Origin of the sequence: Pseudomonas sp. PB106, from assembly GCF_009764645.1 — a bacterium.
Lineage (GTDB): Bacteria > Pseudomonadota > Gammaproteobacteria > Pseudomonadales > Pseudomonadaceae > Aquipseudomonas.
In genome coordinates this window covers 1-20,264 of the sequence record NZ_RWIM01000118.1, presented here as the reverse complement: position 1 = coordinate 20,264, position 20,264 = coordinate 1, and the positions used below count along the sequence as shown (strand labels likewise).

Here is a 20,264-nt window from a genome sequence, read left to right as displayed (position 1 = left end):
TTGGCACCACCGCAACATTTACTACAGCTAAATCGTCCGTTTCACGCCACTAACATCGCGCCCCGGCCAGTGCTTGGGTACAATTCGACGCTAATTTGATCGAGTATCAGGAACACTTACATGATCGCTTGCCTGCGGCTGTTCACTGCCCTCTGCCTCGCTGCCCTGTTGGCGGCTTGCGCCAGCTCCCCTTCCTCCAGCCTTGGCGAACTTCCACGGACTCCGGATGCCAGCATCGAGCAACTGCTCGAACAGGCTACCCAGGCGAAAACCCCGGAAAAAGCTGCCCTGCTGCGCCTGAGCGCGGCGGATCTGGCTTATCGTCAGGGCAATGCCGGACAGTCTGCGCAGATCCTGCAACAAGTGCCGATGGAGCAACTCAAGCCAGGCCAGCAGATTTTCGCCAGCACTTTGAATGCCGAGCTGGCCATGACCCGCAACCAGCCGAAAGCTGCGCTGACCGCCCTGAGCCATCCGAGCCTGCAACATCTGGGCGAAATGCCTGAAGAGCAGCAAGTGCGCACCGGCACCGTTCACGCCCGCGCCCTTGAGGCCGATGGCCAGACGCTTGCCGCCGCCCGCGAGCGCGTGTTCATCGCACCCATGTTGCAAGGCGAAGCCGCGAGCAAGAACCACGAAGCGATCTGGACCCTGATTGGCTCGCTGCCGACCGACCAACTGCAACCCAACACCACCGACGATCTCGGCGGCTGGATGGGTCTGGCACTGGCCGTAAAATCTGCCGGCACCCTGGAACAGCAGCAGGCGGCAATCGACACCTGGCGTGCGCAGAATCCAAAGCACCCGGCTGCGATCAACCTGCCACTGCCGCTGACCAAGCTCAAAGAGCTGGCCAGCCAGCCACTGAGCAAAATCGCCCTGCTGCTGCCACAAGACGGCCCATTGGCTTCGGTCGGCAAGGCCCTGCGTGAAGGCTTCATGGCGGCGCACTATCAGGCGCAACAAGCCGGACAGAAACCGCCTGCCATCGAGTTCTACGACAGCTCGAAGCTGACCTCGATGGACGAGTTCTACCGCAAGGCCCAGGCTGATGGCGTGCAACTGGTCGTCGGCCCACTGGAAAAACCACTGGTCAAACAGCTGAGCACTCGCCCGCAATTGCCGATCACCACCCTCGCGTTGAACTACAGCGAAGGCGATCAAGGCCCGGCGCAACTGTTCCAGTTTGGTCTGGCCGCTGAAGACGAGGCCCGCGAAGTCTCGCGCCGCGCCCGCGCTGACGGCCTGCACCGCGCCGCGATCATGGTGCCGAAAGGCGAATGGGGCGACCGCGTCCTGCGTGCGTTCAGCCAGGACTGGCAAGCCAATGGCGGCAGCATCGTTGCCACCGAACGTGTTGATCAGCCAGTGCAGCTGGCCCAGCAAATCGCCGACATGTTCCAGCTGCGTCAGAGCGAAGCCCGCGCCAAGAGCCTGCAGAACGCCGCCGGCACCAACGTGGCCGCTCAGCCTTCGCGCCGTCAGGACATCGAGTTCATCTTCCTCGCGGCAACGCCGCAACAGGCTCAGCAGATCAAACCGACGCTGAACTTCCAGTACGCCGGTGACGTGCCTGTTTATGCGACCTCGCACGTTTACAGCGCCAGCGGCGACGTGAACCAGTACAACGACATGAACGGCGTTCGCTTCTGCGAAACCCCATGGTTGCTGGAAACCAGCGATCCGCTGCGTCAGCAAGTGGTTGCACAATGGCCGCAAGCTGCCGGCAGCCTCGGCCGTCTGTATGCGATGGGCGTTGACGCCTACCGCCTGGCGCCGCGCCTGGGTCAACTCAAGGCACTGCCGGACAGCCGCATCGACGGCGAATCGGGCAGCCTTGGCATGACTCAGACTCAACGCGTTGTGCGTCAGTTGCCTTGGGCACAATTCGTCAGCGGTCAGGTTCAGCGTCTGCCGGACACCCCGCGCTAATGCCTGACAGGTCACGCTCGCAAAGCGGCAAGGATGCCGAGCGCCAAGCGCTCGAGCATCTGCAGAATCAGGGCTTGCGCCTGCTGGCGCAGAACTGGTTATGCAAACGCGGCGAGCTTGATCTGGTCATGCTTGATGGCGATACAGTAGTATTCGTTGAAGTTCGTTACAGAAAAAACACTCAATGGGGTGGCGCGCTCGCTAGCATCGATGGGCGCAAGCAGCAGAAACTGATTTTCGCTGCGCAGTATTTTCTTCAGCGCGAATCGCGTTGGGCCAATTCCCCCTGCCGCTTCGACGTGGTGGCGATCGACAGCCACCCGGATCAGCTGAACTGGTTGCAGAATGCTTTCGACAGTTGAGTGCCTGCATCCGGAACCGGAAACTTCCGACAACTTTTGCTCTTTGCTTTGCGGGCTGCACATTCATGTGCCGAATAGCCGCGCTACTTAAGGTCACACAGATGGACATGCAATCCCGAATTCGCCAGCTTTTCCAGGCCAGTATCGACACCAAGCAACAGGCGATGGACGTACTTGCACCGCACATCGAGCAAGCCAGCCAGATCATGGTCAACGCCCTGCTCAACGAGGGCAAAATGCTTTCGTGCGGCAATGGTGGTTCGGCCGGCGACGCCCAGCACTTCTCTTCGGAGCTGCTCAACCGCTTCGAGCGCGAGCGCCCGAGCTTGCCGGCTCTCGCCCTGACCACCGACTCGTCGACGATTACCTCGATCGCCAACGACTACAGCTACAACGAAATCTTCTCCAAGCAAATCCGCGCACTCGGCCAACCCGGCGATGTGCTGCTGGCGATTTCGACCAGCGGTAACTCGGCGAACATTATTCAAGCGATCCAGGCCGCACATGATCGCGAAATGATTGTCGTAGCTTTGACCGGACGCGATGGCGGCGGCATGGCGTCGCTGCTGCTGCCCGAGGACGTCGAGATTCGCGTACCGGCCAACGTCACCGCACGTATTCAAGAAGTCCACTTGCTGGCGATCCATTGCCTCTGCGATCTGATCGACAGCCAACTGTTCGGGAGTGAAGAATGACCCCTAATCGCCTTGGCCTACTGGCCTTGACCCTGTGCCTCGGCATCAGCGGCTGCACCTCGGTGGTGAACGCCAGCCGTGAAGCGCCGATCGACGACGACCGTGGCACCCGCACTTTCGGCAGCAAGATCGACGACTCGTTGATCGAAACCAAAGTCGGCGTGAACGTGGCCAAGGCCGACCCGGCCCTGGACAACGATTCGCACATCGTCGTCACCAGCTTCAACGGTGTCGTGCTGCTGGCTGGTCAGACGCCTCGCGCAGACCTGAAAGCCAAGGCCGAGCAAGCCGCAGCTGCCGTCCAACGGGTGAAAACCGTTCATAACGAACTGCAAGTCATACCGCCGTCCGGCTTCCTGGCGCGCCAGAACGACACCTGGCTGACCTCCAAGATCAAGACGCAGATGCTCACTGACGCCAGCATTCCCGGCTCGCGCATCAAGGTCGTGACCGAGAACGGCATCGTCTACCTGCTGGGCCTGCTGACCAAACAGGAAGCCACTCAGGCGACCAACCTGGTTCAGGGCGTTTCCGGTGTGCAGAAGATCGTCAAACTCTTCGAATACATCGACTGATAGCTGAACAGCACGCACAAAAAAGGCGATCCATTCGGATCGCCTTTTTTTATTTCACCACTTTCAAACTTGGCCGGCCTGTTGGGCGCGGCGGCTCGCTGTCCGGTGGCGGCTGATCGTCATCCTGCTCGATGTCGTCTTCGTCATCCATTGGTGACTCTAGATCGAACACCATGCCCTGACCGTTCTCCCGGGCGTAGATACCCAGAATTGCACTGATCGGCACGTACAGGCTGTGCGGGACACCGCCGAAGCGACCTTCAAAGGTCACCACGTCGTTATCCATGTGCAAATGACGCACGGCACTCGGCGAAATGTTCAGGACAATCTGCCCGTCACTGGCGAAACCCTGCGGCACTTGCACCGCCGGGTATTCGGAATTGACCAGCATGTGCGGGGTGCAATCGTTATCGACAATCCACTCGTAGAGCGCGCGGACCAAGTAAGGTCGACTGGAGTTCATAGCGGCTCCTTAAGCCTTAGCGCATATCGCGTTCGACACCAGACAGACTCGCCTGGAAAGCCTCACGCGCAAACTGGCGCTCCATGTAATCAAGCAGCGGCTTGGCTGGCCGCGGCAGTTCAATACCCAGAATCGGCAGACGCCAGAGTATTGGTAATAGGCAGCAATCCACCAGACTTTGTTCCTCACTGAGGAAAAACGGCTTGTCGGCAAACAGCGGCGACACGCCCGTCAGGCTTTCACGCAATTCCTTGCGCGCCACGACTCGCGCGGCCTCTTTGCTCTTCGGATCCAGAATCAGATCCACCAGCCCACACCAGTCGCGCTGAATACGATGAATCAGCAGACGACTGTTGGCACGCGCCACCGGGTAAACCGGCATCAGTGGCGGATGCGGGTAACGCTCATCCAGATATTCCATCACCACGGTCGACTCCCACAACGCCAGGTCACGATCGACGAGGGTTGGGAGACTGCCGTAAGGGTTCACCTCAATCAGTTTAGGCGGCTGACGACCAGCTTCCACATAAATGATCTCGGCGCTGACACCCTTCTCTGCAAGCACGATGCGCACTCGGTGGGAATAGTGGTCGGCGGGGTCGGAGTAACAGGCCAACCGATTGGTCACGCCCATGGCGATCCTCCTCGCTTGTTGAAATTGTCGGAACCGGAAAAACGCGCGCGCCCAGAGGGCGCCTCCCGCAACTTCTGGCTGACCAGATGTTGCGCTATCGGAGGCGCCCTTGGGCGCGCGCGATTAACAGCAATGCTTGAAGCGTATCAGTGCACGTCTTTCCAGTATTCACGCTTGAGCAGGTAGGCGAACACAAAGAAGAACGCCAGGTACAGCAAGACATAAGTACCGATGCGCTGATGTTGCAGCTTAACCGGGTTAGCCGAGTAAGCCAGGAAGGTTACCAGATTCTTGACCTTCTCATCGAACTGCTCTGCATTCAGAGTCCCGGTCTTCGGCACGATGGTCAGTTGATCGCACGCCTCATGGGTCAAAGGCGTACCGGTCAGCGGATCATATTGCTTCTTGCCGTCCTCGACGATCTGCACTTGCTTGCAGCCGACAACCTGACGACCTTGGAGGCCGACCAGTACGTTCGGCATGCCGACGTTCGGGAAGACCTTGTTGTTCACACCCCAAGGACGTGCCGGATCTTCATAGAACGAATGCAGGTAACCGTAGAGCCAGTCGGTGCCACGCACTCGCGCCACCAGGGTCAGGTCCGGCGGCGCAGCGCCAAACCAGGTCTTGGCGTCGGCCGGTTGCATGCCGATGTTCATGTGGTCGCCGATCTTGGCACCGGTGAACACCAGTTTCTCCAGCATCATTTCGTGAGGAATGCCCAAGTCATCGGCAACCCGCTCATAACGCTGGAACTTGGCACTGTGGCAACCCATGCAATAGTTGGCAAAAGTACGCGCACCATCCTGCAGAGCAGCTTTGTCGGCGAGGTCGATGTCGACTTTTTCCAGCTCCGGACCACCGTGTTCAGCGGCGAAAGACAGCACAGGCAACGCAGCAAAAATCAGAGCAAAAAATAACTTTTTCATCAGCCAGTCACCCTTTCCGGAACCGGTTTGGTCTTCTCGAGCCTGGTGTAGAACGGCATCAGAATGAAGTAAGCGAAGTACAGGAAGGTGCAGACCTGCGACAGCAAGGTTCGCTCCGGCGTCGGCGCCAGAACGCCAAGAATGCCGAGAATCACGAACGAAATGCAGAACACCACCAGCCAGATTTTGCTCATCCAGCCTTTGTAGCGCATCGATTTGACCGGACTGCGGTCGAGCCACGGCAAGACGAAGAGCAAGGCAATCGAGGCGCCCATGGCGATAACGCCCATGAGTTTGTCAGGGATCGCACGCAGGATGGCGTAGAACGGTGTGAAGTACCAAACCGGGGCAATATGCTCTGGTGTCTTGAACGGGTTGGCTTGCTCAAAGTTTGGTTTTTCGAGGAAGTAGCCGCCCATTTCCGGGAAGAAGAACACAATGAAGCAGAAGATAAACAGGAACACCACGACACCGACAATGTCCTTCACGGTGTAGTACGGGTGGAAGGCAATGCCGTCCAGCGGGATACCGTTTTCATCTTTGTGTTTCTTGATATCAACGCCGTCAGGGTTGTTCGAACCCACTTCGTGCAATGCCAGAATGTGCAGAACTACCAGGCCGAGGATCACGATCGGCAGCGCAACCACGTGCAAGGCAAAGAAGCGGTTCAGGGTGATTCCGGAGATCAGGTAGTCACCACGAATCCACTGGGTCAGGTCGTTACCGATGACCGGTATCGCACCGAACAGCGAGATGATCACCTGGGCACCCCAGTAGGACATCTGGCCCCACGGCAGCAGGTAACCCATGAAGGCTTCGGCCATCAGCGCCAGGTAAATCAGCATGCCGAAGACCCAGACCAATTCACGCGGCTTCTGGTACGAACCGTAGAGCAGCCCCCGGAACATGTGCAGATAAACCACGATGAAGAACGCCGAGGCGCCGGTCGAGTGGAGCAAACGCAGGATCGAGCCGTACTCGACGTCGCGCATGATGTATTCGACGGAAGCGAATGCTTCTTCTGCCGACGGCGTGTAGCTCATCGTCAGCCAGACACCGGTGACGATCTGGTTGACCAGCACCAGCAGCGCCAGCGAGCCGAAGAAGTAGAAGAAGTTGAAGTTTTTTGGAGCGTAATACTTGCTGAGATGGTCTTCCCACATCTTGGTCGCAGGAAAGCGCGCATCAACCCAATCCATGAACTTGCTCATCACGCTTTCTCCGTATCGACGCCAATGACAATCAGGTCATCGGTCTCATAGGAATGCGGGGGAACTGGCAGGTTCAAAGGCGCAGGTTGCGACTTGTAGACGCGGCCAGCCAGATCGTAGTGGGAACCGTGGCAAGGGCAGAAATAGCCACCGACCCAGTCTTTGCCCAGATCCGCAGGTGCCACTTCGGGACGGAAGGTTGGTGAGCAACCCAGGTGTGTGCAGATCCCGATCAGCAGCAGAATTTCCGGCTTGATCGAGCGCACTTCAGGGTCGACATAGGTGGGTTGCGTGGAGTTTTTGGAGGTTGGATCGGAGAGTTGGCCCTCGATCTTCTTGAGATTCCCCAGGATTTCCTCGGTACGGCGGACAATGAACACCGGCTGGCCGCGCCACTCAGCAATCATCTGCTGTCCTGGCTCGATTTTGCTGACATTCACTTTCACCGGTGCACCAGCGGCTTTCGCCTTGGCACTGGGAAACCATGACCCCACGAACGGGACCGCAGCCCCCACCGCTCCTGCAGCACCCACCACGGATGTGGCTGCTACCAAGAAGCGACGCCGGCCTGCATTCACGCCGTCATTGCTCATTCAGTCCTCTCCCATCAGCTTTTGTGGCCTGTTAAATCAGGCATCTACTAAATAAATCAATGTTACTTATAAAAATTTTGCCGAGATGGTAATGAAAAGCCCCAATTCTGACAAGGGAATTACCCGGAGCTCCTACCCTCAAGCCTTGCAGTATAGGGGGTCTACAGAAGTGGCAAGTTGTCGCAGCGCAATTCTTTGATAAATCACAGACATAAAAAAACGCCCGCTTCCGTGAGGAGGCGGGCGTTCTTTTTGAACGCGAAAGCGAAATTAACGCTTCGAGTACTGCGGACGCTTACGCGCTTTACGCAGACCAACTTTCTTACGTTCAACTTCACGGGCGTCGCGAGTAACGAAGCCAGCTTTGCGCAGAGCGCCACGCAGGGTTTCGTCGTAGTCCATCAGAGCGCGAGTGATACCGTGGCGGATTGCGCCAGCTTGACCACTTACACCACCGCCGATCACGGTGACGTAGATGTCGAACTTCTCGACAGTCTCAGTCAGCTCCAGCGGCTGACGAACTACCATGCGGGCAGTTTCGCGGCCGAAGAAGTTTTCCAGCGAACGGTTGTTGATGGAAATGTTACCAGTACCCGGACGCAGGAAAACGCGTGCGGTTGCGGTCTTGCGACGGCCAGTGCCGTAATTTTGAGTCGCCGACATAATGTACTATTCCGTTAAAACTTCAGTTCTTGGGGCTGCTGAGCAGTATGTGGGTGTGCAGCGCCCGCATAGACTTTCAGCTTACGGTACATGTCGCGACCCAGTGGGTTTTTAGGCAGCATGCCTTTAACCGCGGTCTCGATCACGCGCTCAGGGGCTTTAGCGATCAGCTTTTCAAAGTTGATCGACTTGATGCCGCCCGGGAAACCGGAGTGGGAGTAGTACATTTTGTCAGTGGTTTTAGCACCGGTAACACGAATCTGCTCAGCGTTGATTACGACGATGTAGTCGCCGGTGTCAACGTGAGGAGTGTACTCAGGCTTGTGCTTGCCACGCAGACGGCTCGCGATTTCGGTGGCCAGACGACCCAGGGTCTGACCAGCAGCGTCGACGACAAACCAGTCGCGCTTTACTGTTTCCGGTTTAGCAGTAAAAGTTTTCATTCTTTATAGCCTCAGGGGCCGCCCTGTAAATTAGACGGCGGATCTTACTGAATAGTGCGTACTTTGACAAGTCAAAGGCAGCCGGATACAGACGCTTTCGGGGGCTCGGGTCGGCGCGTCCGTTCAACGGCAAGATTCTTCGGCGGCGGCGCATCACTTCCACTGCAGAAAGAGGTCGGCAATTATGCAGATTGCGAAAAATATTTCAACCTGCTTTTATGATTGTTTTGCCCAAGGAGCACCCGATGGACTATCGCCAGCTAGGCCGTACCGACCTGAACGTGAGTGCAATCTGCCTCGGCACCATGACCTGGGGCGAGCAAAACACTGAAGCTGAAGCCTTCGCCCAGATCGAACGGGCCAAAGAGGCCGGGATCAATTTCATCGACACCGCCGAGATGTACCCGGTGCCGCCGAAAGCCGAAACCTACGCCACCACCGAGCGCTACATCGGCAATTACTTCAAGAGTCGCGGCGATCGTGCCGACTGGATCCTCGCCAGCAAAATCGCCGGCCCGGGCAACACCATCGACTATATCCGCGACAAAAACCTGCGTCACAACCGCCAGCACATCACTGCAGCCGTCGATGCCAGCCTCAAGCGCCTGCAGACCGATTACATCGATCTGTACCAATTGCACTGGCCGGAGCGCAGCACCAACTTTTTCGGACAGCTGGGCTACAAACACAAGATCGAAGCCAACCTGACCCCGCTCGAAGACACCCTTGAAGCACTCGACGAGCAGGTGAAGGCCGGCAAGATTCGCCACATCGGCCTGTCCAACGAAACGCCGTGGGGCACCATGCGTTTTCTGGCGCTGGCCGAGGCCCGTGGCTGGCCGCGCGCGGTCTCGATCCAGAACCCGTACAACCTGCTCAACCGCAGTTTCGAAGTGGGTCTGGCGGAAATCGCCATCCGCGAACAGTGCGGCCTCCTCGCCTATTCGCCGCTGGCGTTCGGTTTCCTGTCAGGCAAGTATGAAGGTGGCGCTCGTCCGCCGAAGGGCCGCCTGAGCCTCTACAGCCGCTTCAGTCGCTATTTCAATGCGCAATCGGAAGCAGCGTGCAGCCGTTATGTCGCGCTGGCCCGCGAACACGGTCTGGATCCGGCGCAGATGGCCTTGGCGTTCGTCACTCAGCAACCGTTCGTCACCAGCAACATCATTGGCGCGACGACGCTTGAGCAACTGGACAGCAACATTGCCAGTTTTGATCTGACGCTTTCCGATGAAGTGCTGGCAGGGATTGAGGCGATTCACAAGGATCATCCGAACCCTGCGCCGTGATTGATAGATAAGCCACCTTCGCGAGCAAGCTCGCTCCCACAAAGGATCACCGTAACTGTGGGAGCGAGCTTGCTCGCGAAAAGGACGATCAGATCACCACCACAGCGGAACGCAGAGCGTCCCCGGCGGCATTCCCACGCAGAGCGTGGGAACGATCATCAAAAGCTCAAAGCGACCGCGCAATGATCTCCTTCATGATTTCATTTGTACCGGCATAGATCCGCTGCACCCGCGCATCCGCCCACGCCCGGGCCACCGGGTATTCCCACATGAAGCCGTAGCCACCATGCAATTGCACGCATTCGTCGAGCACTTTGCATTGCAGGTCGGTGCCCCAGTATTTCGCCATCGCCGCCGTCGGCACGTCGAGCTTGCCTTTCAGGTGCAGCTCCAGACATTTGTCGACGAAGACTCGACCGATCTGAATCTCCGTGGCCATCTCCGCCAATTTGAATCGGGTGTTCTGAAAGTCGGCAATCGCCTTGCCGAACGCTTTGCGATCACGGGTGTAATCCAGCGTCCACTGCAACGCCGCTTCGGCTGAAGCCAAGCCACCGATCGCCACGGTCAGACGCTCCTGCGGCAATTCCTGCATCAGATAAGCGAACCCGGCACCGGCCTGACCCAAGAGGTTTTCCTTCGGCACACGCACGTCCTGGAAGAACAATTCCGACGTGTCCTGCGCCTTCATTCCGACCTTCTCCAAGCGTTTGCCTTTCTCGAAGCCGGGCGTACTCGCTTCCACCAGGAACAGGCTGGTGCCCTTGGCTCCGGCCTTGGGATCAGTCTTGGCGACCACGATCACCAGGTCCGCGAGAAAACCGTTGGTGATGAAGGTTTTCGAGCCGTTGATCACATACTCGTCACCGTCCAGCACGGCGGTGGTTTTCACGCCTTGCAGATCGGAACCCGCGCCCGGCTCGGTCATGGCAATGGCCGTGACCATCTCGCCCGAGACCAGTTTCGGCAGGTATTTGTGCTTCAGCGCTTCACTGCCGTAATGCAGGATGTACGGCGCGACGATGTCCGAATGCAGCGAGAAGCCGATACCGGTCAAACCCAGCCGACCGACCTCCTCAATCACCACGGCGCTGTAGAGAAAGTCCGCCCCCAGCCCGCCGTACTCTTCCGGCAGGTGCGAGCAAAGCATCCCCGCCTCCCCTGCCTTGTTCCAGAGTTTGCGGTCGATATGGCCTTGTTTCTCCCATTGCGCGTGATACGGCACGGCCTCTTTTTCAAGGAAAGTTCGCACGCTGTCGCGGAACAATTCGTGCTCGGAGCTGAACAAGGTTCTGGGGATCATGCGGCACCTTTCTTTCTTGTTGGAGGGAGATGACCTTCAGAGACTAAGCCTCCCCTCTGACACAGGACACTGGACACATCCGACAAAAAATAAGACGATCCAGCCGTCTGGTGACCACTTTCCCTTATAAAAACAAAACAAAAGTTGAATTATGTCTAAGCAAGTCTCCACGCCCCTGCGGCGCGTCAGCATCCTGGCGATCGACCGGGTTTTCGCTTACACCCTCATGCAGGCCAAGGATTTTTTCCACGTGGCCAGCCTCCGTTACGGCAAACAACTGGGCCACGGCCTGACGCCGGCGTTTGAAACACGAATCGTCAGTCCCGATGGCAAACCGGTGAAGAGCTTCAGCGATGTCATGATGCCGGTGGATGGCGGTCTGGAAAACACCGATATCATCATCCTCCCGGCGTTCTGGGATGATTTCGAGGCCTTGTGCAGCCGCTATCCACAGATCCTGCCCTGGCTGCGCGAACAGCATGCCCGTGGCGCAGTCCTGTGCGCCGAAGCCACCGGTGTGTTCTGGCTGGCCGAAGCCGGTCTGCTCGATGGCAAGGAAGCGACGACTTACTGGCGTTTCTTCAACGCCTTCGCCGAGCGTTTTCCGAAGGTCTATCTCAATCAGGACAAGCACCTGACCGACGCGGACAACCTCTACTGCGCCGGCGGTACCACGTCTGCCTGCGATCTTTATATCTACCTGATCGAGCGTTTCTGCGGTGCGAATGTGGCGCAAGCCGTGGCCCGCGACATTCTCTATGAAGTGCAGCGCAGCTATGCGCCGGGGCGTATCGGTTTCGGCGGACAGAAGTTGCACCAGGACGTGATCATCCTGCAGATTCAGCACTGGCTCGAAGAGCATTTCGCCGACAAGTTCCGCTTCGAAGACGTCGCCCGCGAGCATGGCATGAGCATCCGCAATTTCATGCGGCGCTTCCAGACCGCCACCGGCGACAAGCCGCTGCATTACCTGCAACGCCTGCGCATCGAGACCGCGAAAGGCTTGCTGTCGGGCAGCCGCAAGAGCATCAAGACCATCAGTTATGAGGTTGGGTACGACGATGCGAGCTTCTTTGCGCGGTTGTTCCGCCAGCACACTGAGCTGTCGCCGAATCAGTATCGGCAGCAGTTTCAGCAAGCTGCGTAACCCTCCCCACCCCCGATGATCGTTCCCACGCTCTGCGTGGGAATGCTGCCAATGGACGCTCCGCGTCCGCCCCGGAATGTGACGCAGAGCGTCACGGTATGCATTCCCACGCGGAGCGTGGGAACCATCAGTGTGCGCGGGCCGGTGAATTCGAGATAAAAAAAGGGCCTGCAATTGCAGGCCCTTTTTTATGTTTCACGATGCCGTTTAAGGCTTGTGCGCCCGCGACAGGAATTCGTGGGATTGCATCTCCAGCAGTCGGCTCAGCGTACGCTGGAACTCGAAGTTCAAACGACCGCCGGTATACAGATCCTTCAGCTCGACTTCAGCAGAAATGATCAGCTTGACGTTACGGTCGTAGAACTCGTCGACCATGTTGATGAAGCGGCGAGCGATGTCGTCGGTGGTGACGCTCATCTGCTCGACACCGCTGAGCAACACGGCGTGGAAGATCTTGCCCAGTTCGATGTAATCGTTCTGACTACGCGGGCCGTCGCACAGTTCGCGGAAGTCGAACCAGGCCACGTCGTCGCAGGTGCGCAGGGCACGAATCTCGCGGTTTTCGATCATCAGCACGTCGTTCTCGACCGCGGCAGTGCATTCCGGCGTCAGTGCCTTGAAACTCTTGCGAAGGCTTTCGTGAGCGGCTTCGTCGAGCGGATAGTGGAACAGCTCAGCTTGTTCGAGGTGACGCAGTCGGTAGTCGACGCCGCTGTCGACGTTGACGATCTCGGTGTTCTGCTTGATCAGCGCAATCGCCGGCAGGAAACGCGCGCGTTGCAGACCATCCTTATACAGACCGTCCGGGACGATGTTCGAGGTCGCGACCAGGGTCACGCCGTTCTTGAACAGCTCTTCCATCAACGTGCCGAGGATCATCGCGTCGGTGATGTCGGAGACGAAGAACTCATCGAAGCAGATCACCCGCGACTCGGTCGCGAAGCGCTTGGCGATGATGGTCAGCGGGTTTTTCTCGCCACCGAGGGTTTTCATTTCTTCGTGCACACGCTTCATGAAGCGGTGGAAGTGGGTACGGGTCTTTTCCTTGAACGGCAGCGCTTCGAAGAAGGTGTCGACCAGGTAAGTCTTGCCGCGACCTACGCCGCCCCAGAAATACAGGCCTTTGACCGGCGTCTGATCCTTTTTGCCGAACAGCTTGCTCAGCAGACCCGGCTTGTTCTGATCGGCGGCGATCAGATCCTCGTACAAACGCTGCAAATGACGCACAGCAGTTTCCTGCGCGGCGTCATGGAAGAAGTCCGGGCGTTTCAGATCAGCTTGGTATCGTTCTAGGGGCGTCATAATTCGTTAGCAAGGCAACAAAAACGGGCCGTCACTGTAGCGACGGCCCGTAGGAATGGCAATCGGCCCTTGGTCGGGTCGTGCCGCCGATTAGTCCTGAACCGGGGTCAACGCGACGCGCAGAGCCTCGATGGCCGCGTCCCGCGCCGCAGCATCGGCGAACGCCGGGCTGTCACCAACGCACTCGCCTTCCAGCCAAACGCTGAAGTTCAGGTCTTCGTTGCGTACGTCCAGCGCCTGACCGGATTGCAGCTGCTTGGTCACTTGCCCTGCGGCTTTGCCGTCGGCGAAGTTGCGCGACAGCAGCAATTGCTCGCCATCGGCCGCCAGCAGACGGAAGCGGAAGCTGCCGTCGTCTTCACGGAAGCTGACGAAGCGTGCGGCTTTTGCAGCTTTCTTCTTGGTGGTCGCGGCCACTTGCACCTGATTGACGAAGGAACGCAGGCCAACGGCTTCGCGCAGTTCGTTGAGGAACGGCGTTGCCACGGCGCGGGCCTTCTTGGCACCGATCTGCAGAATGTCTTCCAGATCCGCCGGGCGCTCGATCAACTGGTGATACTTGTCGCGCGCTTCGCCGAGATCGTTGTCGAGCAATTGGAACAGACGATTCTTCGCCTCGCCCCAACCCAGACCACCGAGCAGTTCGCTGCGGAATTCGTCAGCCTGCGCCGGCGTGGCGAACGCCTGGAACAGGGTGAACAGGTGCGAGTTGTCCGGATCTTTCGCTTCGCCTGGCGCTTTGGAGTCAGTGACGATCCGCGAGATCGCGTCCTTCATCTCTTTGGCGCTGGAGAACAGCGGGATGGTGTTGTCGTAGCTCTTCGACATCTTGCGACCGTCGAGGCCTGGCAACGTCGCCACGCTTTCTTCGATCAACGCTTCGGGCATGGTGAAGAATTCTTTGCCCTGACCGAACAAGTGGTTGAAACGCTGGCCGATGTCGCGGGCCATTTCCACGTGCTGGATCTGGTCGCGACCGACCGGCACCTTGTGCGCGTTGAACATCAAAATGTCCGCCGCCATCAGCACTGGATAGCTGTAGAGGCCCATGGTGATGCCGGCGTCCGGGTCTTCACCGGTTTCAACGTTCTTGTCCACCGAGGCCTTGTAGGCGTGCGCACGGTTGAGCAGGCCTTTGGCCGCAACGCAGGTCAGCAGCCAGGTCAGCTCGGGGATTTCCGGGATGTCGGACTGACGGTAGAAGGTCACGCGGTCGACATCGAGGCCACCGGCCAGCCAGGTCGCGGCGATTTCCAGACGCGAACGCTGGATGCGCAGCGGGTCATCGCATTTGATCAGGGCGTGGTAGTCGGCCAGGAAGTAGAACGAATCGGCATTGCTGTCGCGGCTGGCGAGGATCGCCGGGCGGATGGCGCCGGCGTAGTTGCCCAGGTGCGGCGTGCCGGTGGTGGTGATGCCGGTGAGGATACGGGTACGGTTCGTCATGGGTAATCGCTTGTCAGACTGCAATCAATTCGAGAGACGCGGCAGGATCAGATCCTTGAGATCGGTCAGCTTGCCATGAAAAAAGTGTCCGCATTCTGCCACTTTCAGCAGCTCATGGGGGCGCTGGAGTTGTTCCGACCAGTCGTAAACCAGTTGCGGATCGATGACTTCGTCGGTTTCCGGCTGGATCACCGTGAGTTCGCCGTGTTGTGGCAGTTGATCCTCTTCGCCCAGACGCATCACCGCGGGCGCAACCATGAACAGGTGCTTGAGTTGCACGCCTTGCGCTTCGAGACGCCCGCCGAGACTTGCTGCAACAAATCCGCCGAAAGAGAAACCAAACAGGGTCAGCGGCAGATCCGGGTGTTTTTCGCGCAGCCATTTGGCGGCTGCCTGAGCGTCGTCGACTTCACCGGTGCCCATGTCGTGGGAACCTTCGCTGGCACCAACGCCGCGATAGTTGAAGCGCAAGGTGATCAGGCCTGCGTCGCGCGCGGTGCGCTGCAGGGTCGAGACGACCTTGTTGAGCATGGTGCCGCCCTGCACCGGGTTCGGATGACAGATCAGCGCGATGCCGCGCGGCTGCTCGCCGTCGAGGTACAAAGCTTCAATTTGGCCGACTGGGCCGGCAATCACTACAGGGGTTTCACGCATCAGCAAGGAAGGAACTCCGTGACCTCGAATCGGGTCGACTCGTCTAGCAAATTGTCTGTGCCAATCTATTGCGAGTGAATCGCGGTATACAGCGCAGGTTCGAGCCGTTAACGTAAAGCAAAGCCGTTTATAGAGGAAGGACTCGTGGAACACTCGCTCTTAGTTTGGTTGTTACCGACTCTTGCCCTGGTTGTGGGTGTCGCCATTGGATTCCTGATCGCGCGCGTTGCGCCGAACGCCGCGCCGAGCCGTACGCAGCGTCAACTGGATGATATCCAGGAGCGTTTCGACAGTTATCAAAACGAAGTGGTCACCCACTTCAACAGCACTGCGATGCTGGTCAAGAAACTGACCCAGAGCTATCAGGAAGTGCAGGATCATCTCGCCGAGGGTGCCAATCGTCTGGCCCTGGACGAGCAGACCCGCCAGCGCCTGATCGCTGCCCTGCACGCCGACGCGGCAGTGACGCCACGCGAACGCCTGACGCCACCGCGCGATCAGGAGCCGCCACGCGACTACGCACCGAAGACGCCGAACTCACCGGGCATGCTCGATGAGCACTACGGTTTGAAGAAGTAATCAGTCTGCGCTGCAAACAAAAAGCCCCCGGACAGTGAAATGTCCGGGGGCTTTTTTGTATCCGATGATTTGTGGCTGATTGTTATGCCCCCTTCGCGAGCAAGCTCGCTCCCACAGGGTTAGGTGTGAAACACAAATTTTGTGTACACCATCAATACCTGTGGGAGCGAGCTTGCTCGCGAAGGGGCCGGAACAGGCTAGACAAACAAATGCCCGATCAAAGGATCGGGCATTTCTTCAATCAGGCAGTCAGTTACGGATACTGCTGAACCGTGCCCGGTTGTTGCTGCTGACCACCATACTCCTGGCCCGGAATCGCCTTCAGGTTGACTTCCACCCGACGGTTCTGCGCCCGGCCATTGACGTCGCCATTGCTGGCAATCGGGTTATCCGGACCGGCGCCACGGGCCGTCAGGTTGGCACCGCTGACACCTTGCGAGGTCAGGTAAGTGGCCACGCTCTGCGCGCGACGCTGGGACAGGTCCATGTTGTGCTGACGGCTGCCAGTGCTGTCGGTGTAGCCGACGATCTCGATCTGGTTCTGGTTGAACTCTTTGAGCGAGCTGGCCAGATTGTTCAGCGGTTGGTAGAAGCTGGAGGCGATGTTCGCCGAGTCGGTCGCAAAGGTGATATTGCCCGGCATGATCAACTTGATCTGATCGCCCTGACGCTGCACTTCAACTCCGGTGTTGGCCATGCTGGCACGCAGTTTGGCTTCCTGCTTGTCCGCGTAGTAGCCGTAACCGGCGGCTGAAGCACCCACCACCGCCGCGCCGATCAAGGCACCTTTGCCGCGATTGTTGTGGTCGATGGCTGCACCGGCCAGCGCACCGGCCAGCGCGCCGAGGCCTCCGTACTTGGCGGTTTTGCTCATGCCTTGAGAGCCGCCGTCAGCCTGGCCCTGATTGTCATACGGATTAGGCGAGGCGCAGCCGGACAGCAAGGCTACGGCAGTAGCGACAATGATCAAACGACGCTTGGTGAACATGGAGAGCTCCTACTTTTTGCATTCTATGACGGCCCTTTTTGGCAATGGACCTGTGCGGGCGTTGGATCATGACAATGCACAAAAATTCCGCCGGGCACTCGTGACAAAATATTTAGGCCCTGACGAACGGGTTCTCACGCATTTCATCGCCCAACCGTGTATCCGGGCCATGCCCGGTGACCACCGTGGCGTCTTCGTCCAGGGTGTACAGGCGCTGCTTGATCGAACGCACGATGGTCGCCTGATCGCCGCCCCACAAATCCGTGCGCCCAACGCCACGACGAAACAGCGTGTCACCGGCAATCAACAGCTTAGCCTCGGAAAACCAAAAGCTCATGGAGCCGGGTGTATGACCCGGCGTATGCAGCGCAACACCACAGCCACAAGCCAATTCTTCATCGTCGCTCAACCAGCGATCCGGTGATGGCACGGGCGTGTACGGCACGCCGAACATTTGGCACTGCATCTCGAGGTTGTCCCAGAGGAATTGATCCTCCTTGTGCAAGTGCAGGGTCGCGCCGGTTTTTTCCTTCATCTGCCCGGAAGCGAGGAAATGATCGAGATGCGCGTGGGTGTGGATGATGCTGACCACTTTCAGGCCATGCGCATCGAGGCGCGCCATGATCAGGTCAGGGTTGCCGCCCGGGTCGACGACGATGGCTTTTTTGGTCAGCGGGTCGCCGATGATGGTGCAGTTGCACTGCAACGGGCCGACGGGGAAGGTTTCGCGGATGAGCGCTGACGTGGCGGCGTGCATGGGAACTCCTGCAAGGTATTGGACTGATCGCAGGATACGTTTGCCGACCTCAGGATTCCATGCCACCAGCCGATACATCATGGCTGGGTGCCACGCGTCGGCCAGTCAAAAAAATAGTGTCAATATGATGTCACGTGTAACGTTTTTGTTGCAAAATCGCCCTCTGTAGCGGCCACATCCAGGATAGGCCGCAGCCCATCCAGGAAAATCCGCATGCCACGCCCGACTCAATCAACAGACAGTACTTCTTCATCGTTGACCGGCAACACACTCGTCAACAGTCTGATTTCCGGCACTCAATGGGAAAGCACCAAGTGGTATGACAAGAGTGCCCCCACTGAATTGACCTTCAGCTTCATCAACCCGGTTTCTTCGTATTTCGCGACCAATTACAGCGCGGATAACGAATACAACGCGGTTTTCGCTCTGACCGCCAACCAGCAGGTTGCCGTTGTCAGCGCCCTGGCTGCGTGGAGCGCCGTGGCGAACATCAACTTCAGCCAGACCACCGACACCATCACCAATGTCGGCGACCTGCGCTTCGGCGGATACTCTCTGATGGAGAGCGGGACCGTGGCCTGGGCCTATCTGCCCGGCAGCACGCCCAAGTCCGGTGACGTCTGGATCGGCCCCGAGACCAACCAGGCCAACCCGGTTAAAGGCTCCTACGATTACCTGACCTTCGTTCACGAAATCGGTCATGCCATCGGCCTCAAGCATCCGTTCGCCGCCAGCCCGACCAATAGCACCGTGCTGGACGCAACGCTGGACGACGTTCGTTACACGGTCATGAGTTACAACGACTCATACTCCTATCAGCCAACGACCCCGATGTTGCTGGATATCCTCGCCATCCAGAGTCTGTATGGCGCCAACACCTTATGGCAGGCCGGTAATACCACGTATTCGTGGGCGAGCAATCAATCGGTTTTTGAAACCATTTGGGACGCCGGCGGCGTTGATACCATCGACGCCACCAACCAGTTGAACGCCGTACGTATCAACCTCAACGAGGGTGCCTTCAGTCAGATCGGCAAGGCCTTCCTCGATATCAAGACCATGACCGCCTTCAACGAAGGCCTGGCCATCGCCTACGGCGCGAAGATTGAAAATGCCGTCGGCAGTGACAACGATGACAGCCTGATCGGCAACGCCCTGGACAACATCCTTAACGGCCGGGGCGGCGCCGACACCATGATGGGTGGTACCGGTAACGACACCTATTTCGTCGACAACATCGGCGACACCGTCATCGAGACAAGCACCCTGCCGAGCGAAATCGACACGGTGCTCAGCTATATTGATTACACCCTGACCGCGAACGTCGAAAACCTCACGCTGTTGGGCACCGGTAATCTCGTGGGTACCGGCAATGCCTTGAACAACGTCATCACCGGTAACTGGGGGCAGAATACGCTGGACGGTGGCGCCGGCGCCGACACCTTGATCGGTGGCGGTGGTAACGACACTTACATCGTCGACAATGCGGGCGACGTCGTCGTTGAAAACAACGAAGTGGGTGGCGGGATCGACACCGTCAAATCGTCCGTCAACTACAGCCTGGGTGCGAACGTCGAGAACATCGAGTTGACCGGCACGGCCAACCTGAATGCCAATGGCAACACGCTGAACAACGTGATGACCGGCAACAGCGGCAACAACGTGCTCAACGGCGGCGCAGGCGTGGACACCATGATCGGCGGTGGTGGTGATGACACCTACTACCTCGATCAGGCCGCTGAACTGGGACTGGTCCAGGAAAACACCAGCGAGGGTAATGACACCCTGCGCATCTACTACAACGCCACGGCTTCGAATAACACCGTCAATCTCAACCAGAGCAACCTCACCAACGTTGAAAACGTCTGGCTGATGGGCACCGGCAACTACACCGTGCAAGGCAACGCTCAGGACAACTATCTGCTCGGCGGCGCTGGCAACGATAACCTCCAGGGCGGGGCCGGCAACGATCGTCTCGACGGCGCGGCCGGTGCCGACACGCTGGCCGGTGGCATCGGCGATGACACTTACGTGATCGACAACGCCGGTGACGTCGTCATCGAAGGCGTCGGCGAAGGCCACGACCGCGTACTGAGCAACATCGGTTATACCCTGACTGCCAACGTCGAAGATGGCCAGTTGCTGGGCAGCAGCGATCTGTATCTGGTCGGTAATGGCCTGGACAACGTGCTGACCGGCAACAGCGGCAACAACATCCTCAACGGTCAGGAAGGTGCTGACACCATGGACGGCGGTGCCGGCAACGACACCTACTTCGTCGATAACGTCGGTGACGTCATCA

Annotated in this window: 21 protein-coding genes; 8 read left to right on the top strand and 13 right to left on the bottom strand. The window is 58.4% G+C overall.

All coding sequences use genetic code 11. The annotated features are described in order from the left end of the window. Positions 1 to 120 precede the first annotated feature (120 nt). The 4 genes from EJA71_RS15515 to EJA71_RS15500 all read left to right on the top strand — a co-directional run bounded on the left by EJA71_RS15515 (position 121) and on the right by EJA71_RS15500 (position 3,564). On the top strand, positions 121 to 1,932 hold the full coding sequence (locus EJA71_RS15515) for a penicillin-binding protein activator (RefSeq protein ID WP_158958239.1): 1,812 nt from the start codon (positions 121 to 123) through the stop codon (positions 1,930 to 1,932). Then, positions 1,932 to 2,294: a YraN family protein gene (locus EJA71_RS15510; RefSeq protein WP_126366239.1), complete on the top strand. Its 363-nt coding sequence runs from the start codon at positions 1,932 to 1,934 to the stop codon at positions 2,292 to 2,294. Before EJA71_RS15515 ends, EJA71_RS15510 begins: the two co-directional genes overlap by 1 nt. 101 nt (positions 2,295 to 2,395) lie before the next feature. Beyond that, the gene (locus EJA71_RS15505; RefSeq protein ID WP_122590043.1) at positions 2,396 to 2,989 is read left to right on the top strand and encodes a phosphoheptose isomerase; all 594 of its coding nucleotides are present in this window, start codon (positions 2,396 to 2,398) and stop codon (positions 2,987 to 2,989) included. Beyond that, a complete protein-coding gene (locus EJA71_RS15500; protein ID WP_007917023.1) occupies positions 2,986 to 3,564 on the top strand; it encodes a BON domain-containing protein in 579 nt (192 codons plus the stop codon). Before EJA71_RS15505 ends, EJA71_RS15500 begins: the two co-directional genes overlap by 4 nt. 49 nt (positions 3,565 to 3,613) lie before the next feature. Here the strand turns inward: EJA71_RS15500 and EJA71_RS15495 are convergent, their stop codons facing one another. From EJA71_RS15495 to rplM, 7 genes are all read right to left on the bottom strand, one after another. Then, positions 3,614 to 4,027, bottom strand: a complete 414-nt coding sequence (locus EJA71_RS15495) for a ClpXP protease specificity-enhancing factor (RefSeq protein ID WP_158958237.1) — start codon at positions 4,025 to 4,027, stop codon at positions 3,614 to 3,616. Positions 4,028 to 4,043: 16 nt separating this feature from the next. Continuing rightward, positions 4,044 to 4,661 (bottom strand): glutathione S-transferase N-terminal domain-containing protein, encoded by a 618-nt coding sequence (locus tag EJA71_RS15490; RefSeq protein WP_007961620.1) that lies wholly within the window; start codon positions 4,659 to 4,661, stop codon positions 4,044 to 4,046. Positions 4,662 to 4,807: 146 nt separating this feature from the next. Beyond that, positions 4,808 to 5,590 carry a cytochrome c1 gene (locus EJA71_RS15485; protein ID WP_158958235.1) on the bottom strand — a complete coding sequence of 261 codons (783 nt, stop codon included), beginning with the start codon at positions 5,588 to 5,590 and terminating at the stop codon, positions 4,808 to 4,810. Beyond that, positions 5,590 to 6,801 carry a cytochrome bc complex cytochrome b subunit gene (locus EJA71_RS15480; protein WP_158958233.1) on the bottom strand — a complete coding sequence of 404 codons (1,212 nt, stop codon included), beginning with the start codon at positions 6,799 to 6,801 and terminating at the stop codon, positions 5,590 to 5,592. The genes EJA71_RS15485 and EJA71_RS15480 overlap by 1 nt, the downstream gene beginning before the upstream one ends. Then, positions 6,801 to 7,394: a ubiquinol-cytochrome c reductase iron-sulfur subunit gene (petA, locus tag EJA71_RS15475; RefSeq protein ID WP_007917031.1), complete on the bottom strand. Its 594-nt coding sequence runs from the start codon at positions 7,392 to 7,394 to the stop codon at positions 6,801 to 6,803. Before petA ends, EJA71_RS15480 begins: the two co-directional genes overlap by 1 nt. Positions 7,395 to 7,664: 270 nt before the next feature. Continuing rightward, on the bottom strand, positions 7,665 to 8,057 hold the full coding sequence (rpsI, locus tag EJA71_RS15470) for a 30S ribosomal protein S9 (RefSeq protein WP_008080273.1): 393 nt from the start codon (positions 8,055 to 8,057) through the stop codon (positions 7,665 to 7,667). A 14-nt stretch (positions 8,058 to 8,071) separates the two neighbouring features. Continuing rightward, complete coding sequence (rplM, locus tag EJA71_RS15465) at positions 8,072 to 8,500, bottom strand: 50S ribosomal protein L13 (RefSeq protein WP_007917032.1); 429 nt, start codon at positions 8,498 to 8,500, stop codon at positions 8,072 to 8,074. Positions 8,501 to 8,745: 245 nt separating this feature from the next. Between rplM and EJA71_RS15460 the strand changes: the two genes are divergently transcribed. Next, entirely contained in the window at positions 8,746 to 9,786 is a 1,041-nt protein-coding gene (locus tag EJA71_RS15460; RefSeq protein WP_158958231.1) for an NADP(H)-dependent aldo-keto reductase, read from the top strand. A 166-nt stretch (positions 9,787 to 9,952) separates the two neighbouring features. Here EJA71_RS15460 and EJA71_RS15455 read toward each other — a convergent pair whose 3' ends face one another. Beyond that, a complete protein-coding gene (locus EJA71_RS15455; protein WP_158958229.1) occupies positions 9,953 to 11,089 on the bottom strand; it encodes an acyl-CoA dehydrogenase family protein in 1,137 nt (378 codons plus the stop codon). A gap of 250 nt (positions 11,090 to 11,339) precedes the next feature. Between EJA71_RS15455 and EJA71_RS15450 the strand changes: the two genes are divergently transcribed. Continuing rightward, positions 11,340 to 12,236 (top strand): GlxA family transcriptional regulator, encoded by an 897-nt coding sequence (locus tag EJA71_RS15450; protein ID WP_178113707.1) that lies wholly within the window; start codon positions 11,340 to 11,342, stop codon positions 12,234 to 12,236. 207 nt (positions 12,237 to 12,443) lie between these two features. On the opposite strand, the gene zapE is transcribed toward EJA71_RS15450, so the two are convergent. The 3 genes from zapE to EJA71_RS15435 all read right to left on the bottom strand — a co-directional run bounded on the left by zapE (position 12,444) and on the right by EJA71_RS15435 (position 15,638). Continuing rightward, positions 12,444 to 13,538: a cell division protein ZapE gene (gene zapE / locus EJA71_RS15445; RefSeq protein WP_034156483.1), complete on the bottom strand. Its 1,095-nt coding sequence runs from the start codon at positions 13,536 to 13,538 to the stop codon at positions 12,444 to 12,446. Between the two features lie 90 nt (positions 13,539 to 13,628). Further along, the gene (locus EJA71_RS15440; protein ID WP_158958225.1) at positions 13,629 to 14,984 is read right to left on the bottom strand and encodes a tryptophan--tRNA ligase; all 1,356 of its coding nucleotides are present in this window, start codon (positions 14,982 to 14,984) and stop codon (positions 13,629 to 13,631) included. Positions 14,985 to 15,008: 24 nt separating this feature from the next. Continuing rightward, positions 15,009 to 15,638 (bottom strand): alpha/beta hydrolase, encoded by a 630-nt coding sequence (locus tag EJA71_RS15435; protein ID WP_158958223.1) that lies wholly within the window; start codon positions 15,636 to 15,638, stop codon positions 15,009 to 15,011. A 144-nt stretch (positions 15,639 to 15,782) separates the two neighbouring features. Between EJA71_RS15435 and EJA71_RS15430 the strand changes: the two genes are divergently transcribed. Next, the gene (locus tag EJA71_RS15430) at positions 15,783 to 16,217 is read left to right on the top strand and encodes a YhcB family protein (RefSeq protein ID WP_095050642.1); all 435 of its coding nucleotides are present in this window, start codon (positions 15,783 to 15,785) and stop codon (positions 16,215 to 16,217) included. Between the two features lie 253 nt (positions 16,218 to 16,470). Here the strand turns inward: EJA71_RS15430 and EJA71_RS15425 are convergent, their stop codons facing one another. Both EJA71_RS15425 and EJA71_RS15420 read right to left on the bottom strand, forming a co-directional pair. Continuing rightward, complete coding sequence (locus tag EJA71_RS15425; RefSeq protein WP_158958221.1) at positions 16,471 to 17,205, bottom strand: OmpA family protein; 735 nt, start codon at positions 17,203 to 17,205, stop codon at positions 16,471 to 16,473. Between the two features lie 112 nt (positions 17,206 to 17,317). Continuing rightward, on the bottom strand, positions 17,318 to 17,962 hold the full coding sequence (locus EJA71_RS15420) for an MBL fold metallo-hydrolase (RefSeq protein ID WP_158958219.1): 645 nt from the start codon (positions 17,960 to 17,962) through the stop codon (positions 17,318 to 17,320). 213 nt (positions 17,963 to 18,175) lie between these two features. Here EJA71_RS15420 and EJA71_RS15415 point away from each other — a divergent pair. After that, the coding region (locus EJA71_RS15415) for a M10 family metallopeptidase (protein ID WP_178113706.1) at positions 18,176 to 20,264 on the top strand (2,089 nt) is incomplete at its 3' end.

Bases quoted from the DNA above. Each gene is read 5' to 3' on its own strand.
- EJA71_RS15515 (WP_158958239.1), top strand. From the start codon at position 121: ATGATCGCTTGCCTGCGGCTGTTCACTGCCCTCTGCCTCGCTGCCCTG.
- EJA71_RS15510 (WP_126366239.1), top strand. From the start codon at position 1,932: ATGCCTGACAGGTCACGCTCGCAAAGCGGCAAGGATGCCGAGCGCCAA.
- EJA71_RS15505 (WP_122590043.1), top strand. From the start codon at position 2,396: ATGGACATGCAATCCCGAATTCGCCAGCTTTTCCAGGCCAGTATCGAC.
- EJA71_RS15500 (WP_007917023.1), top strand. From the start codon at position 2,986: ATGACCCCTAATCGCCTTGGCCTACTGGCCTTGACCCTGTGCCTCGGC.
- EJA71_RS15495 (WP_158958237.1), bottom strand. From the start codon at position 4,027: ATGAACTCCAGTCGACCTTACTTGGTCCGCGCGCTCTACGAGTGGATT.
- EJA71_RS15490 (WP_007961620.1), bottom strand. From the start codon at position 4,661: ATGGGCGTGACCAATCGGTTGGCCTGTTACTCCGACCCCGCCGACCAC.
- EJA71_RS15485 (WP_158958235.1), bottom strand. From the start codon at position 5,590: ATGAAAAAGTTATTTTTTGCTCTGATTTTTGCTGCGTTGCCTGTGCTG.
- EJA71_RS15480 (WP_158958233.1), bottom strand. From the start codon at position 6,801: ATGAGCAAGTTCATGGATTGGGTTGATGCGCGCTTTCCTGCGACCAAG.
- petA (WP_007917031.1), bottom strand. From the start codon at position 7,394: ATGAGCAATGACGGCGTGAATGCAGGCCGGCGTCGCTTCTTGGTAGCA.
- rpsI (WP_008080273.1), bottom strand. From the start codon at position 8,057: ATGTCGGCGACTCAAAATTACGGCACTGGCCGTCGCAAGACCGCAACC.
- rplM (WP_007917032.1), bottom strand. From the start codon at position 8,500: ATGAAAACTTTTACTGCTAAACCGGAAACAGTAAAGCGCGACTGGTTT.
- EJA71_RS15460 (WP_158958231.1), top strand. From the start codon at position 8,746: ATGGACTATCGCCAGCTAGGCCGTACCGACCTGAACGTGAGTGCAATC.
- EJA71_RS15455 (WP_158958229.1), bottom strand. From the start codon at position 11,089: ATGATCCCCAGAACCTTGTTCAGCTCCGAGCACGAATTGTTCCGCGAC.
- zapE (WP_034156483.1), bottom strand. From the start codon at position 13,538: ATGACGCCCCTAGAACGATACCAAGCTGATCTGAAACGCCCGGACTTC.
- EJA71_RS15440 (WP_158958225.1), bottom strand. From the start codon at position 14,984: ATGACGAACCGTACCCGTATCCTCACCGGCATCACCACCACCGGCACG.
- EJA71_RS15435 (WP_158958223.1), bottom strand. From the start codon at position 15,638: ATGCGTGAAACCCCTGTAGTGATTGCCGGCCCAGTCGGCCAAATTGAA.
- EJA71_RS15425 (WP_158958221.1), bottom strand. From the start codon at position 17,205: ATGTTCACCAAGCGTCGTTTGATCATTGTCGCTACTGCCGTAGCCTTG.
- EJA71_RS15420 (WP_158958219.1), bottom strand. From the start codon at position 17,962: ATGCACGCCGCCACGTCAGCGCTCATCCGCGAAACCTTCCCCGTCGGC.